The organism is Bradyrhizobium sp. AS23.2 (assembly GCF_001908185.1).
Classification (GTDB): Bacteria; Pseudomonadota; Alphaproteobacteria; order Rhizobiales; family Xanthobacteraceae; genus Bradyrhizobium.
Genome location: NZ_LGHM01000071.1, coordinates 1 through 13,747 on the forward strand (window position 1 = coordinate 1; position 13,747 = coordinate 13,747).

The following is a 13,747-nucleotide window of genomic DNA, read 5'->3' on the forward strand; positions in this document are numbered from 1 at the left end:
GGAAGACGTTATCCAGAATCTTGGCGTTGTTCGGCTCCTGCTCGAACTTCACCAGCTGATTGTCGACGGTGTCCAGGCTCTCGCTGGTCTCCGTCAAAAACTCCCGCAACAGATCATCCATGAGCTACGCCTTACTGAGCCGGACTTCGTCGCCTGAACCGCGCTTGGAATCGGCGGAAGTCCGCCCTTGGATCGTTAGACATCCCTTTTCACGGTCCCGTTAATTTCAGCCTCCGTGCTAATACGGATATTGAAGACAACTTTGCCGCTCGACTGCATGCGACAGCGTCTTTCGGCAAACGCCGCAGCGCGTGCCCCTGTGGGGGATGCAACAGGTAAACGCGCCGATAAAGGCGGCATGACACGTGCGGGAAAGTCCCGCTCCTGCGGGGCCATACGCACGGCTCGCGTGAATTTGAATCAAATCACTGGCGATCGGCGGCGCACCTGCGACACGCTTCGCGTCTGACGCGCGGCATGCGCGCGATCCGCGCGCGCAGTAAACCAATGCTTACGCAATGACCGCGACCGGCGATGCAGCCTAACGCAACCTTGCGGCGAGGAGGCCTGTGCGGGAGATGGCGCGTTCCAGCAGGCATTCGTTGATGGTGGCAGCGCATCGCGCGTGAACGGCTTGCGCAGACGGCGCGCGGCGACACGAAAGCTCCAAGGCGTCATGACTGCAATGCTTGCCGACTCTCGCCGACATGAGACGCCCTTGCCGATCTGTCCCGCGTCGTCCCGCGCCGCATTGGGCGCGTCCTCGCGCGCGATTCAGGCGCGCCATTCTTATTTCCGCCACAAATGCGACATGATGCCCGCCCTCTAGCGGGCATATAATTCTTTACGCAACCTGTGCGATACTTCGGTGCAGTGACTTCGCGCTGTGATGGAGGCCGGCAGTCTTGCCTGGCGAGCAAGCCGTCCGGCCAGTCTCCTTGCGGAAATGCGCAGAGCTGGGATGCCCGTAGCACAAGCGCGGCATCGACGAAAAAGGTCACCGCGCCTCGTAATGTCCGCGATTGCCAACTTATCCCGCTGGGAACAATATGGAACCGCGCCAAAGCAAGGAATGAATTCGCGATTGAGATCAGCCGGCTGAGGAAGACGGGAGAGACCAGCTTTGGAAACTCGTCCATCCAATGGTTTCCTGTCTGCGCTGTCCGCAGACGACTATGAACTGCTCCGTCCGCACCTGCGCACGATCGACCTGCCGCATGACGCGGTGCTGGTCGAGACCGGCGAGACGCTCCAGCGCGCCTACTTCCCGCACCGCGGTGTCATCTCGCTGGTGGTGAAACTCGCCAAGGGCGAGCATGTGCAGGTCGCCATGATCGGCCGCGACAGCCTGCTCGGGACGCTCTCGACCATGGGCGATGCGCGCGCGCTGAATACAGCGATCGTGCTGGTTCCCGGCACCGCCTCCATGATGGACCTTGACCGGCTGCATGGCGCGGCCGAGCAAAGCAGCACGATGCGAAGCCTGCTCACGCGCCACGGGCTGGCGGTCTACGCGCAGGTGCAGCAGACCGCGGGCTGCAACGCCGCGCATCCAGTGGAATCGCGGCTTTCGCGCTGCCTATTGCACACCCATGACCTGTCGGGCGATTACCGGCTGCTGCTGACGCAGGAAGCCATGGCGCAGATGATCGGGGCGCGGCGCAACAGCGTGTCGCTGGTCGCCAATACCCTGCAGCAGGCCAATTTCATCCACTACAGCCGTGGACACATCCAGATCATGAATCTGGACGGCCTGCGCCAGACGACATGCGAATGCTACGCCACGGTGAAGGCGCAGTACGACCGTCTGCTCGGGCCGCGCTGACCGGCACCGTTGCGTGGTAAACCTGCGGCTAACGCCGGCCTGCAAACACCGTCAGTCCTGCTACCGGACCCGAAATCCAAATGCCGTAGACAAGGGCGTGCCTCGCGCGTTGCGAGCCGCGCGAGAAACGAACCGGGATCAGGACAGGCAAAGCCATGTTTGAAGTGACCGCCGCGCCTGCGCAGAAGGCGCTCGATGCCGGGCCCGTGCGCGAGCCAGGCGCCTACGCGGCGCTCGTGCGCGAGATCGGCGAGGACGGCGCCTGTGAGGTGCGCGCCGTGTTCTGGAGCGAGACCTGCGCGCGCCTGCAACTGTTCCGCACGCTCTCGCTCGAGCAGCACCACGCCAGGATCTCGCGCGAAGCGCACTCGCTGAAGAGCGCGGCCGGAACGTTTGGCTATGTCAGGCTCGCGGCGCTGGCGCTGCGGCTGGAGAAGACTGCGCAGCAGCTCGGCAGCAGCGAATTCCACGATCTCCTGGACCTGATGGATGTCGCCTACGCCGCCGCACGCGCACAGGAACCGCAGGGCTAGCGAAACGCGCACGACCCCGCCGTACTTCTACGGCTTGGGATTTTCACAGATGGCTAATCATAGGTGGCGATAGTCGCGGGAAACCAGGAGGGTTTCCATGTTCACCTACGAGACCGCGGACCAGAAGGAGGTCCGTCGCTTCCGGATCGCACAGTTCAACGGCCGGATGGTGACGGTGAAGTCTGGCGAGTCGACGGTGACAGGTTTCGTGCGTTCGGTGCTGGAGCAGGAATCGAGCACCCCTCCCCGTTGGACCATCACGATCATCCCGAACACGCCGAAGGAAGAGCCCAAGCCGCTGCGGTCCGGCTCGCGCACGCGTCCCTTTGCTGAAGACTATTTCTGAACGCGATCGGGTTCCCGGGCTTTGGGCGCCCCGCCGGCCAGCGGCGCAACGCAACAGCGTCAGTCGATCGAATGCAGCAGCGCCGCGCGGACGAGGTCGGCGGTGTTGCGCGCACCGAGTTTGCGCATCGCCTCAGCGCGATGGCTCTCGAACGTGCGCGGACTGATTTGCATCCGAAGCGCGCCCTGCTTGTTCGAATAGCCCTCGCTGATCAGCCTCAGCACCTCGCGCTCGCGCTTGGTCAACCGCTTCTGGCCGGACAGGCCCGCGAGCTCGGCGCGCGGCGCGCGCTGTGCCTGCGGCGTGCGGCCGACCTTCGGCTCGGGATCCTCGGTCCGGGTCGCGATCGGCAGAGCGCCCTGGTGAGAGCCGACAAGCTGCTTGACCAGGCCGCAAACACGCTCGGTTTGCTCCAGCGCATTCTCCACCACGCGCTGCAAATAGGCGCGGTCGCCCGAAACCGGGGCGAGCTGGTCGCTGTGGTGCTTGATCTCGCCCATGTAGAGCAGAAGCGCGGTCAGGGGACCGTTGAGCTCGCGGGCGATGGCGGCGGCCATTTCGTCGGCCGCCTTGGCGCGGACCGCGTTCAGGCCGACGAAATCGAGCTCTTCAGGCGGAGAAGCGCCGCTTTCGAACCATTCCGACGGCTGCGAATCAGCAGCCGTATCGTTCTGTGACTCCATGTGACTCGTTTAGCGGAACCCGAGGCGGTCTGTAGTTAACTTTCTGCACCGTAAGACTACGGTGATTTTGTCAGTTTTGTGCTGAAATATCGGCACCGGCACAATTTATGCTTGCGGTGAGCCGAGAAAGACCGCGTGGAAGTTGATGGATCTGCCCACGCCACTGGCATCCGGACCATTGCCCAATTGATGGTCGAGCTCCTTCCGGCCCGGTCGGCCTCGGATTTTACGGATAAATTAACAATGACTTGCTTCTCTTAGCGTCGATTGAGAGCGCGCAAATGCCTCCTCGCATCGGGCCGGTAAGCCTGCGGGAAACGCTGCGGAAGATTGCGTGCATGAACGAGATCGATCGGCTGTCGGAGTTCTTGCAGAGGCTGACGCCACTGTCGCGCAGCTGCCTGCTCAGCGAGCTCGAGCGGCTCGAGCTCTGCGGCGTCGACATGCCGGGCTCGGCCGACATCCAGGCCCGCCTGCGCGCCGAGTTTCGCAAGGACGGATCGACCCAGGCGCGCGCCACCAGTCCCTCGCGCTATTTCTTCGCCCCGCTCGAGCTGCTCCTGATCGACGGCGCGCCTGAGCATGCCAATGCAGGACGGATTTCGCGCAACACGCTGACCCCGATCTGGGAGTGGATCTGCCGCGACCTGCTGCCGACAATGGCGCGGGACTACATCAAGGCCATCAACGACCAGGTCACCGCCAACAACCCGAAGGAAGTGCTGAAGATCGCCTCGACCTTCCAGACCAAGGTGATCAAGGTGCTCGAGAACACCTTGGTCTCGGCGGAGAGCACCGAGTTTGCACGCGGCAAGCTCGCGCAATACACGGCATCGCACACGGCCTTCGACGACGTGAAGAAGATGCAGCATGTGCTGCGCGCCGGCGACGCACTGCCGAAGTTCAACGAAAAGCTGCCCGAGAAGATCGCGAAATTCGACGACGGCCAAGTTGCCCGGATCACCGCACAGCTCGACGCCTTCAAGAAGGCCCATCCGGAGGCGCTGCCCTTCGCGCTGGCGCTGGTGGCAAGGCGCCTGAAGACATCCTGGGAGCTGGTCCGCCTTGCCACCAAGGCCGCGGCAAGCAAGAGCGCGGCCGACGTCGCCGCCACGCCCTATGCCTGCGTCGTGCCCATGGTGCTCGACCGGCTCGACGACAAGCGCCTCGCTCTCAGGATCGCGCTCCGGCACAATCGGGTGCTGGTCGCTCGCGATCTGCTCGCCGAGATCTACGACACGGAATATGCGCTCAAGGTCCGCATCGACGGCATCGAACATTGCGAATGGGGCATCCGCCTCCAGCAATTGATGGACGCGATCGCGGCGCTGGTGTCCGCCGAGGTGAGCCGCTTCCCCACCAATGTCGGTCACATCTTGGGATCGCGCCGACTGCGCAGCCACGATACGCTCGGCGGCAAGCTGTCCTATCTGGCCTGGAAGGGACGAGACGCCGTGCAGGATGGAGCGGCGGCGTTTCGCAAATTGATCGGGCAAACCTGATATCGCGCAGCGCGCTAAAGCGCGACCAGCGCACTTTAGCTTATCGGCTCAGCACGATCTCCGCGCAAACGCGTTCCGCGTTTGTCGCGAAGGAAAACAACTGCAACTTTGCGCTAACGCGGCCCTTCGGGTCCTGACCATGCTTTAGCGCGCGCGCGGCAGGCTCAGGAAGCGATCGAGAAATCGCCCCGACAGCACGAGTCTGAACCACCAATAGATCAGCCGCCGCGTCGTCATCGCTGCAATCCTCGACAGCCCACCACCGGCTGCGCGAAGCATTAGCGCAGGTGCAGCAATCCACTTGTGATGTGCTTCACACTCGCGCCGCCGCGACCGGACGCATTGTCGCAGAACGGTCACGAGTCCAAGGCGGTCGACACGGCCCAGCACGACAAAGCCGCGGGCAATTGAGTCCGGAATTATTCAATTGGGCGAAGCGTGCACGGCTTCGTCCAATTGCAGGACACCGCGCGCGCTCGCTGTCAAACCGCGCGTTGCCGAAGTCTCGTGCGATACCGCACCGCCGCGCGCAAGGCGGCGGCAGATGTAAAAACTTCTCCAAGGATATCCCTACAATTTTAGACATGGTGCAGGCTTTAACGTTACCCGGACAATTCGGGGATAGCGCTGAAGCTCTCCATATTTGAAGCCTTCCACATCGCTAAACACCATCGCGGAACGGGAGTGGTTTGCGATGAACGATCAGATTGTTGAACTCGCCGGACGAAGGCCCAGGACCTTCGGACGGCGAAAGATGACGCCGCGCGCATGCGTCGTCGATGGCAAGCGCCATTTGCGCGCTTTTCTCGCAGAGGTGCTGGAGGATCTCGGCTTCGTCACCAGCGAATGCGCCAGCGCCGACGAGCTGCAAACCGTGCTGACGAGCGAATTGCCCGACCTGATCCTGCTCGGCATCGCTGCCGACGGCATCGAGCCCGGGACATTCCTTCAGACGCTGGTTCGCGAGGCATTCGACGGCAGGGTTCTGACCGTCGGCGCCCGCGAGTCGATCATCGTCAGGGCCGTGCAGCAGGTCGGCGAGGAATATGGCCTTGCGATGCTGCCGCCGCTGACGACGCCGTTTGCCGCGGAGACGCTGCGCGAGCGCGTCGCGATGCTGCTGCCGGACGAACCGGCGCCGAGCCCAGCCGTGCACGTCGGCGAAGCCCTTCACGCCGGCTGGCTCGAACTCTGGTACCAGCCCAAGATTGACGCGCGCACACTGATCCGCTGCGGCGCCGAGGCATTGGTGCGGATGCGGCATCCGACCTGGGGCGTGGTGCCGCCCGCCTATTTCATTCCCGAGGAGCGCGACCCGCATCTGCGCGATCTCTCGGAATTCGTGATCGAGCGCGCCGTGCAGGACTGGCATTACCTTCTGGAGCGACAGAGCCCGGTCGATCTCTCGGTCAACCTGCCGGCATCGTATCTGAAGGAGCCGCAGGCCGTGCGCGATCTCTGCCGCCGTATGCCGACGCATCCGGCCTTCGGCGGACTGACCATCGAGATCGACAGCGAGGAAGCGATCCGCGACCTCGATCTCCTCACCGAGATCGCGCGCGAGATGCGCCTGCACAATATCGGCCTGTCGATCGACAATCTCGGCGCCAACTGGCCGTCGCTGATGGATATGGGCAAAATTCCCTTCATCAAGCTGAAGGCCGACCGGCATTTCGTCACCGGCAGCGGCAATGACCGCCTGAAGCGCACGGTGTGCCGCCACATCGTCGAGCTCGCGCAGGGCTATGGCGTGCACACCGTGGCCGAAGGCGTCGAGAGCCGCGCCGACCTCGTGGCCGCGAACGAGCTCGGCTTCGATCACGTCCAGGGCTTCCTGTTCGGCAAGCCGATGCCGCTGAAGAAATTTGCACGGAGCGAGCTGACACGGACCGTGATGGCGGAGTGAAGCAGCGGCCTTAGGCAAATCGCCGCGCAAAGAAAACGCAGACGACCACGAGCACGGTCGCGGCGATCATGCTCCATGCGACCGGCTCATGCAGCAGGAAGCCGGCGAGCGCGAGGCCGAAGAACGGCTGGAGCTGCTGCAGCTGGCCGACGCGCGCGATGCCGCCGATCGCAAGGCCCCGGTACCAGAAGATGAAGCCGACGAACATGCTGAAGACCGAGACGTAGGCGAGCCCGACCCAGGCGGGCGCACTGACGCCGCTCCATGTCGACGGCCAGGTCCAGAGCATGATCGGCACCATCAGCGGAAGCGCGAGCAGCAGCGCCCAGGAAATCACCTGCCAGCCGCCGAGGCGGCGCGACAGCGCGGCACCTTCGGCATAGCCGAGCCCGCACAAGACGATCGCGGCGACCATCAGGAGATCGCCCGTAAGTGATGTCGCGCCGTCGTTTGAGAGAGCAAAGCCGACCACCGTGGCGCTGCCGATCACAGCGAACAGCCAGAACAGCGGCTGCGGCCGCTCGCCGCCGCGCAGCACGCCGAAGACCGCGGTCGACAGCGGCAGGAGCCCGATGAAGACGATCGAATGCGCCGAGGTGATGTGCTGGAGCGCGAGCGCGGTCAGCAACGGAAAGCCGACCACGACACCGACAGCGACGATGGTGAGCGAGGCGAGGTCCTTGCGCGCCGGCCGTGCCTGACGGAGCAGACCGAGCAGCGCCGCACCCAGCAGCGCAGCGATCACGGCGCGGGCGGAGGTCAGGAACAGAGCGGAGAATCCGCCAACCGCGACACGCGTCGCCGGCAACGAACCGCTGAAGATGATGACGCCGAGAAGCCCGTTGCCCCAGCCGCTGCCCGCAGATTGCATGTCGCCTTACCTTTTTTTGGACGGCGATACTCTGTCGTGGCCGATAGCGGAACCAGCGACAATCCAGTACAATCCGGCAAAACTGTATGGATATGGAAGGCGATACACTTGGACGAAGAACCTCGCCCGAAGGGCCGCGGCGGAACGCGAACCTCCGATGTGATGAGCGTGATCCGCGCCAAGGTCGCGGGCCGCGCGCTCGGTGCCGGCGACCGCCTGCCTTCGATCCGCAGCCTTGCTACGACGATCGGCGTTTCGCCCTCCACGGTCGTCGAAGCCTATGACCGCCTCGCGGCCGAGGGCCTGATCCGTGCCCGCCGCGGCTCGGGCTTCTATGTTTCGCCAACGTCCATGCCGCCGCTGGCGCTTGCCGAGGTCGAGCCGCGCCGCGACCGGGAAGTCGACCCGTTCTGGGTTTCCAGGCAATCGCTCGATGCCGACGCCGCTGTGCCGAAGCCCGGCTGCGGCTGGCTGCCGCCGGAGTGGATGCCGGAGGCAGGCTTGCGCCGCGCCGCCCGCGCACTCGCCCGCGCCGATGAAAGCCTGCTGACCAACTACGGCAGCACGCGCGGCGCGTCGGTGCTGCGGCGGCTGTTGCTCGCGCGCCTTGCCGAAGACGCGATCGAGGCGTCGGTCGACCAGCTCATGCTGACGGGCTCGGGCACTCAGGCGACCGACCTCGTCTGCCGCTTCCTGCTCCGCCCCGGCGACACCGTGCTGGTCGACGATCCCTGCTACTTCAATTTTCGCGCGCTGCTCCGGGCGCATCAGGCCAGGATCGTCGGCGTGCCCTACACGCCGTCGGGCCCGGACGTCGCACGCTTCGAGCAGATCCTCGCGAGCGAACGGCCACGGCTCTACATCACCAATTCAGCGCTGCACAATCCGACCGGTGCGACGCTGTCGCTGCAGACCGCGCACCGGCTCCTGACCGCGGCAGGCGCGCACGATCTCACCATCATCGAGGACGACATCTTTGGCGACTTCGAACCGGAGCGTTCGCCGCGCCTTGCCGCGCTCGACGGGCTCACCCGCGTGATCCGTATCGGCAGTTTCTCCAAGACGCTGTCGGCGTCGGTGCGCTGCGGCTATATCGCCGCGCGCGCCGACTGGGTCGAGCATCTCGTCGATCTCCAGGTCGCAACAAGCTTCGGCGGCCCGGGCCCGGTCGCGACCGAGATCATCGCAAAAGTCCTGGCCGGCGGAAGCTATCGCAAGCACATGGACGAGCTCAGGCAAAAGCTCACGCGCACGCGGCGTGACGTGGGGCGCAAGCTCCAGGCCCTGGGGATCGAGCCCTGGCTGATGCCGCACGGCGGCTTCTTCCTCTGGTGCCGCCTCGCGGGCGGGCAGGATGCCACCGCGGTTGCGCGCGCGGCGCTCGAAGAAAACGTGGTGCTCGCGCCGGGCAACGTGTTCAGCGTGTCGCAGACGGCGTCGAATTTCATGCGGTTCAACGTCGCGCAAATGGACGATCCGCGGATGTGGGATGCGATGCGGCGGACATTGAAGGAAGCGGCCGGAACGAACGGCAGCTAGAGCCCCATTCCGACGGAGTCGGAACGATAGGTTCGGTCGAACATCGTCGTAGATCACCTGGCTGCCGGCCGGCGGCGGGCTGTTGCTGGGTCGAACCGCGCCGGTGGCACGTTCAACCTATCACCGAATCTGTGGGGGCTTTCCGCGACCTCACAACAAAAATGTCGAAAACAACCCCATGCACAGTAGCCGGCGGCTGCCGGCGCAAGGCCCGCTGCATCCGACAAACCATCTGATGCGGCGGGCAAAATTCCAAGAGCGGCGCACGCCGAGTGATGATGAGTTTGAATCGACGCTGGAGAGCGTTGTCGCCGACACTGCCGCCTGTTGCCGGTAACGCTTTCGGAGGTCGGCAGAGATAGGCGGCGATCGCAGTGTCGGCGAGTTTCGGATGACGTCGCGCGTGGTTTGACTCGTCGGGCAAAACAGGGGCACAATGTCATCATTGCGGGTCGTGTAACCGACGATCGAACGGTTACCCCACTTTCTGGTAAGGCGTGAAGAACTCGCGGTCGATGGTAAGTGCCCTCGTCTCGCGGATACCCAAGCCCTCCTCGATCAACAGCGCCAGCAGGCGGTCAATATCAACAAGCTCGATCGCCGTTGTGTTCTCGCGAGCCGCTTCTTCACGGGCGCCCTTGGTGAAGGTGCCCGTGGTCAGGAAGATACCGCGTTCGGAACGAACTTGGATTGCGCCGCGGAAGTCTCGGATTTCCTTTACCTGCACTGTCCTTGTATAGCGCTTGCATCGAAACATGACTTGGTCTGCACGAAGCGGTTGATGAGAAAGAAACCCTCACCGTCAATGTCATGATCGCCGGTTTTACCGCTAACCTTTAGGTTCTCGAACCCGATGTGCCGCAGTAAGCGCGCGCACAATTCCTCGAACACTTTGTCGGTGATGCCGCGCAGGATGCGGACAAGCCCCGTCTGGATTGCATCTTGATTGAGGTAGGCCTTCTCATCTGGTGCGCTCGCTCGGCCTCATCGACGGCCTTCTCGGTCTCGGTCGCCCCGGGCCCACTCGGCGCGCTGGAAGCCATCATGGCTAGACGAGAGATATCGGCGAAGCTAAGCAAAATGAAAAAGCTTATTGCTGAAATTATCGACTAGGCTCTGAAGCTTACAACGGAAACTACCTTAGGCGTTGGACACCTATCGCCTTTGAGACGCCATCCACTTTCATTTTATAGCCGGCGCCTGCGGCATAAACCAACACCTTGGGCATGTAGGCGTAGTGGTACTCATAGTGGTATTCTGTCTGTTGCCAAATCTGTCCGTTGAGCAACTTGACTACAGTTTCTCCTTCCCAGCCATTGAAGTCCTCATCGACCTGGGTTTCTATCACCCCCGTCCCACTGCCGGCGCTTAGCCGGTCTGCCCCTTTGGCGGCCCGATAACCCTGCTGGTACATTCTGATCAATGCCCCTCGCATCGCGTCTCGCTTCGCCAGAGGCATGGTAGAGATGCCAAGCTGCGCTTGTTCATCTGCGGAAAGCATTTGTTCCAACTGAATTGTATCTTCGGCTAAGGCGTGGTCGGTCAACAAAAGGGGGAGGCAAGCCGAGCCGAGAGAAGCTGCAATAAACGCACGAACATGCGGGCGAAACAGAACCATCTGAAAACTCACCTGAGGCAAAAGGATTTGGAAGCTAACGGTATCTTCCGGTCATCCCTGTTTTTTGGCGCAAGCTTCAACTGCGAACGCACACTGCTCACCGCCAGTTAGAAGCCCACCGGTCGGCCCGGAATAGTTGACCTGACTAACAACGCCGCCCTGAATGACGATATTGACTGTGCAGAAACGCGCGGTGCTAACGCCGGTTGCGGAGCCGAACGTGTTGACCGTGCCGGACACGTTGTTGCCGGAACGTGTTGCGTTGAAATTGCCATCGGTGCCCGCTACGACTGTCGTTGATCGGTAACCGTTCCCTGATGGATACGACCAAATCTCTGTTGCCCCTTCCGCAGCCTTTGATGCGGCTGGCCCCATGCAAGTAAAAACTTGCTCTTTGGTCATACCGACTATCGAGGCTTTTGCTTCCTGAGCGACTTGCGAACGCTGAATTGCACAACCAGCCAATGCGACGCTAAGCGCGCAGATTCCAAGAACACGCATGAATTAGTCCCCCCCAACCCCAAGGGATTTTGCCTGGATTTATGCAATTGGCAATTGCAATTTCCTCCTAGTCCGGCCCCGATTTGGGCCGTGCCAGTCACCAGCAATGGGCAAACGGTAGGTGGCGGATGCACGGTGGGCCGTCGCCGGGGGCACCGAAAGGCAATCGAAACGCATTGAAGCACGGTCGTTACACGACAGACGCAGTCGTTCGTCGGCAGGCTATAAGGGGTTAGTTTAGCTCTTGAATAGCAGGATTGCGCCAATTCCAATGCTGCCCAAGACCACAACTCCGATCCAGCCCCAAGCGTCCTTGATACCTTCGTCCTCGCTCGGCTCAAAAGCGGCACGGATCAGCAGCAAGGCAATAGCGATTGCGGCGGCAGTCTTGGCAATGTCTGACAGCGTCAGGCTCGCAAATGGTTGATGCGATATATCTTCCGGCCAATAGGCGTAGAGAAGTAGAAACAGTCCAGCATAAATTACTAAGCGCCCGAATATCCCGAACGGTCGCAGCCACTTTCTGCGCCTCTCATAAAGCTGAGCTTTTTCGTTGGCTTGACGCTCGAATTGCTGGAGCACTTCGGTAAGCGGCAACTCGGGTTGGGGAATTGGCGGCGGCTTTACATGAAGCGGGCTAGGTCTCTTCGGTAACCGGATTCCCATGGCGAACAGGACCATGGCACCCAGCGCGATGAACGCAATGCCGACAACCTCGCTCACGGCGCAGTCCCGTTTTGCTGCTCGGCTATCTGCAACAGGCCAACAGCCCATCAGCCTAGCTAATGAGGATGTGAGTTCTTGCGGATGTCTTCAATCAACATATCGAGCATTTCGAAATCGTAGAGCTTTACGAAATGCTCCCGCATCATTTGATCTACAGCACTTCGAAATCGATTGTCGGTCGAAGCGAAGTCTCCAACAACGACTAGCTGCTTTGGATGTCCCAATTTAATCGAATATTGACGCAGCCATTGACCTACGACAGCCCGCTCGCTCGCACGCGCAAGCGCATCTGCACCGTTTCCATCCAAACGGACCGCATCGATAAGATTGTAGAACCCGTTCTGATAAGCATACGGAGCTTCCACGGTCACGCCCTGAGGCAGCTGAACAGGCTCTGGCTTTTCTAAGAGCAAATCCACGCCAGCAACTTCAAACTTGTCCTTTAGTTCAGCTGCGACTTTTTTCCTGCGAGAACCGACCTCATCTTCCCCAACGAGTTGATCGAATAATTCGTCGATCTCTACCTGCGGCTCTCGTTCAACAAGAATGGACTGGATACCGGCAATCCGTATCTTGTTCACGCGCGAGTTAGCAAACTTTGACAGTTCTCGGTGGTCAACGCCTTTGAGCGCACTCAAACGACCTGCGAAATCCGTTTTGAGCAGATTGAGGTAGCCATGCGGCTGCTTTCCAAACATCCGCTCAACTCTGCGCAATCCATGACTAAACCGGACCAGCACCTCTTTCTTGCTTGGCAAAAACAAAGCAACGCCGATGTTGATATATTCAAGCCGCTCAGGCGCATCACTGTACTGCAGGAGCGCGTAATAGCCTTGTCGTTCAAACATGACCCGCCTCCCTATAAACCAAGACCCGGATTCACCAACAACTTAGGTGGTAGATAGTCTGCCACTGCTCGTGCGCGGGCGAGAATTACATCTGCCCATGACGCTCTCGCACTATCTGATATCGCCCATGCAGCAGGGATAGAAGCTATTATTTCGTGTACCGTAGCAGGTACTATCTGCCTAAGCTTACCCGCAGCGTCCATCACCGCCCCTGAGTCAACTAAATCAGCAAATTCAGGGAAGTAGCCATACACTTCGTCGTCAGTCAGGAGGTATGGGTCGGATAGGCTATCTTCAACTCCACTCTCGACGAAGGCCTGAGAGTGATCCAAGGCAGTAAGCTGGAACTTTGACGCAGAGCGGGTAAAGAACAGGTTATCGTAGTTGGGGGGATAGCCGAACGGCTCTGGGGCGCACCGGTCGGCATTGCGAACCCAAGTATCGAAAACAATCAGCCTGGACACATCGGCAGGATTGCTAATCTTGCTGATGCCAGCGGCCCCGCTGAAACCGTCGACCTCTTTCGAGATAAAGGCCGGTCCGGCGAGGAGCGGGCCCCCATCGATCATGGGTATTTCAATTTCGCCGCTCAGATTGATAACCGCAAATGGCGGGATGGGCAGGCCGAACCAATGCGCCAGCTCCCCCGCTACTAATTCTGCCGCCAAGCTCATATTGCCGGCGGGATTTCCCATGCCTTTTAGAAAGCCATTTCCGACGTTGGTAGCAACCAGAGCAACACGAGTACTCGTCTGGAAAGTCTCAATGACCCTTTTGACGCCATTCGGTTGCCAATTCGCTCCACAATACAACATACCCAGCCCCGCAATAGCGGGAGTTGTATCTCAA

General features: G+C 61.2%; 14 protein-coding genes and 1 pseudogene. 6 read left to right on the plus strand and 9 right to left on the minus strand.

The window, feature by feature from the left end:
* Positions 1-1,123: 1,123 nt before the first annotated feature.
* From AC630_RS16095 to AC630_RS16105, 3 genes are all read left to right on the plus strand, one after another.
* Positions 1,124-1,825: a Crp/Fnr family transcriptional regulator gene (locus AC630_RS16095; RefSeq protein ID WP_074119488.1), complete on the plus strand. Its 702-nt coding sequence runs from the start codon at positions 1,124-1,126 to the stop codon at positions 1,823-1,825.
* A gap of 155 nt (positions 1,826-1,980) precedes the next feature.
* The gene (locus AC630_RS16100) at positions 1,981-2,358 is read left to right on the plus strand and encodes an Hpt domain-containing protein (protein ID WP_074119489.1); all 378 of its coding nucleotides are present in this window, start codon (positions 1,981-1,983) and stop codon (positions 2,356-2,358) included.
* 97 nt (positions 2,359-2,455) lie between these two features.
* Positions 2,456-2,704 carry a hypothetical protein gene (locus tag AC630_RS16105; RefSeq protein ID WP_074119490.1) on the plus strand — a complete coding sequence of 83 codons (249 nt, stop codon included), beginning with the start codon at positions 2,456-2,458 and terminating at the stop codon, positions 2,702-2,704.
* Positions 2,705-2,763: 59 nt separating this feature from the next.
* Here the strand turns inward: AC630_RS16105 and AC630_RS16110 are convergent, their stop codons facing one another.
* Positions 2,764-3,387 carry a helix-turn-helix domain-containing protein gene (locus AC630_RS16110; protein WP_074119491.1) on the minus strand — a complete coding sequence of 208 codons (624 nt, stop codon included), beginning with the start codon at positions 3,385-3,387 and terminating at the stop codon, positions 2,764-2,766.
* A 338-nt stretch (positions 3,388-3,725) separates the two neighbouring features.
* Here AC630_RS16110 and AC630_RS16115 point away from each other — a divergent pair, with 338 nt between their 5' ends.
* Positions 3,726-4,889, plus strand: a complete 1,164-nt coding sequence (locus AC630_RS16115) for a hypothetical protein (RefSeq protein ID WP_074119492.1) — start codon at positions 3,726-3,728, stop codon at positions 4,887-4,889.
* 694 nt (positions 4,890-5,583) lie between these two features.
* Positions 5,584-6,795 carry an EAL domain-containing response regulator gene (locus tag AC630_RS16120; RefSeq protein ID WP_074119493.1) on the plus strand — a complete coding sequence of 404 codons (1,212 nt, stop codon included), beginning with the start codon at positions 5,584-5,586 and terminating at the stop codon, positions 6,793-6,795.
* 10 nt (positions 6,796-6,805) lie between these two features.
* On the opposite strand, the gene AC630_RS16125 is transcribed toward AC630_RS16120, so the two are convergent.
* Positions 6,806-7,666, minus strand: a complete 861-nt coding sequence (locus AC630_RS16125; protein WP_074119494.1) for a DMT family transporter — start codon at positions 7,664-7,666, stop codon at positions 6,806-6,808.
* A 162-nt stretch (positions 7,667-7,828) separates the two neighbouring features.
* On the opposite strand from AC630_RS16125, the gene AC630_RS16130 reads away from it, so the two are divergent.
* Positions 7,829-9,205 (plus strand): aminotransferase-like domain-containing protein, encoded by a 1,377-nt coding sequence (locus AC630_RS16130; protein WP_074119495.1) that lies wholly within the window; start codon positions 7,829-7,831, stop codon positions 9,203-9,205.
* A gap of 475 nt (positions 9,206-9,680) precedes the next feature.
* Here the strand turns inward: AC630_RS16130 and AC630_RS16135 are convergent.
* The 7 genes and pseudogenes from AC630_RS16135 to AC630_RS16160 all read right to left on the minus strand — a co-directional run.
* Positions 9,681-9,983 (minus strand): annotated as a pseudogene (locus AC630_RS16135) (restriction endonuclease); the annotation flags it as partial.
* Positions 9,923-10,141 carry a restriction endonuclease gene (locus tag AC630_RS48335; protein WP_083636290.1) on the minus strand — a complete coding sequence of 73 codons (219 nt, stop codon included), beginning with the start codon at positions 10,139-10,141 and terminating at the stop codon, positions 9,923-9,925. The gene AC630_RS48335 and the pseudogene AC630_RS16135, both read right to left, overlap by 61 nt.
* A gap of 199 nt (positions 10,142-10,340) precedes the next feature.
* On the minus strand, positions 10,341-10,823 hold the full coding sequence (locus tag AC630_RS16140; protein ID WP_074119497.1) for a hypothetical protein: 483 nt from the start codon (positions 10,821-10,823) through the stop codon (positions 10,341-10,343).
* A gap of 51 nt (positions 10,824-10,874) precedes the next feature.
* A complete protein-coding gene (locus tag AC630_RS16145; RefSeq protein ID WP_074119498.1) occupies positions 10,875-11,324 on the minus strand; it encodes a hypothetical protein in 450 nt (149 codons plus the stop codon).
* A gap of 237 nt (positions 11,325-11,561) precedes the next feature.
* Complete coding sequence (locus AC630_RS16150) at positions 11,562-12,047, minus strand: hypothetical protein (protein WP_074119499.1); 486 nt, start codon at positions 12,045-12,047, stop codon at positions 11,562-11,564.
* Positions 12,048-12,106: 59 nt separating this feature from the next.
* Positions 12,107-12,898 (minus strand): DUF3037 domain-containing protein, encoded by a 792-nt coding sequence (locus tag AC630_RS16155; RefSeq protein WP_074119500.1) that lies wholly within the window; start codon positions 12,896-12,898, stop codon positions 12,107-12,109.
* 11 nt (positions 12,899-12,909) lie between these two features.
* Positions 12,910-13,713: a HipA family kinase gene (locus AC630_RS16160; protein ID WP_074119501.1), complete on the minus strand. Its 804-nt coding sequence runs from the start codon at positions 13,711-13,713 to the stop codon at positions 12,910-12,912.
* Positions 13,714-13,747 lie beyond the last annotated feature (34 nt).

What these genes read in the sequence shown, in the direction of transcription:
- AC630_RS16100 (WP_074119489.1), top strand. Translation starts at nt 1,981, where the DNA reads ATGTTTGAAGTGACCGCCGCGCCTGCGCAGAAGGCGCTCGATGCCGGG.
- AC630_RS16130 (WP_074119495.1), top strand. Translation starts at nt 7,829, where the DNA reads ATGAGCGTGATCCGCGCCAAGGTCGCGGGCCGCGCGCTCGGTGCCGGC.
- AC630_RS16125 (WP_074119494.1), bottom strand. Translation starts at nt 7,666, where the DNA reads ATGCAATCTGCGGGCAGCGGCTGGGGCAACGGGCTTCTCGGCGTCATC.
- AC630_RS16110 (WP_074119491.1), bottom strand. Translation starts at nt 3,387, where the DNA reads ATGGAGTCACAGAACGATACGGCTGCTGATTCGCAGCCGTCGGAATGG.
- AC630_RS16145 (WP_074119498.1), bottom strand. Translation starts at nt 11,324, where the DNA reads ATGCGTGTTCTTGGAATCTGCGCGCTTAGCGTCGCATTGGCTGGTTGT.
- AC630_RS16120 (WP_074119493.1), top strand. Translation starts at nt 5,584, where the DNA reads ATGAACGATCAGATTGTTGAACTCGCCGGACGAAGGCCCAGGACCTTC.
- AC630_RS16140 (WP_074119497.1), bottom strand. Translation starts at nt 10,823, where the DNA reads ATGGTTCTGTTTCGCCCGCATGTTCGTGCGTTTATTGCAGCTTCTCTC.
- AC630_RS16105 (WP_074119490.1), top strand. Translation starts at nt 2,456, where the DNA reads ATGTTCACCTACGAGACCGCGGACCAGAAGGAGGTCCGTCGCTTCCGG.
- AC630_RS16160 (WP_074119501.1), bottom strand. Translation starts at nt 13,713, where the DNA reads ATGTTGTATTGTGGAGCGAATTGGCAACCGAATGGCGTCAAAAGGGTC.
- AC630_RS16115 (WP_074119492.1), top strand. Translation starts at nt 3,726, where the DNA reads ATGAACGAGATCGATCGGCTGTCGGAGTTCTTGCAGAGGCTGACGCCA.
- AC630_RS16155 (WP_074119500.1), bottom strand. Translation starts at nt 12,898, where the DNA reads ATGTTTGAACGACAAGGCTATTACGCGCTCCTGCAGTACAGTGATGCG.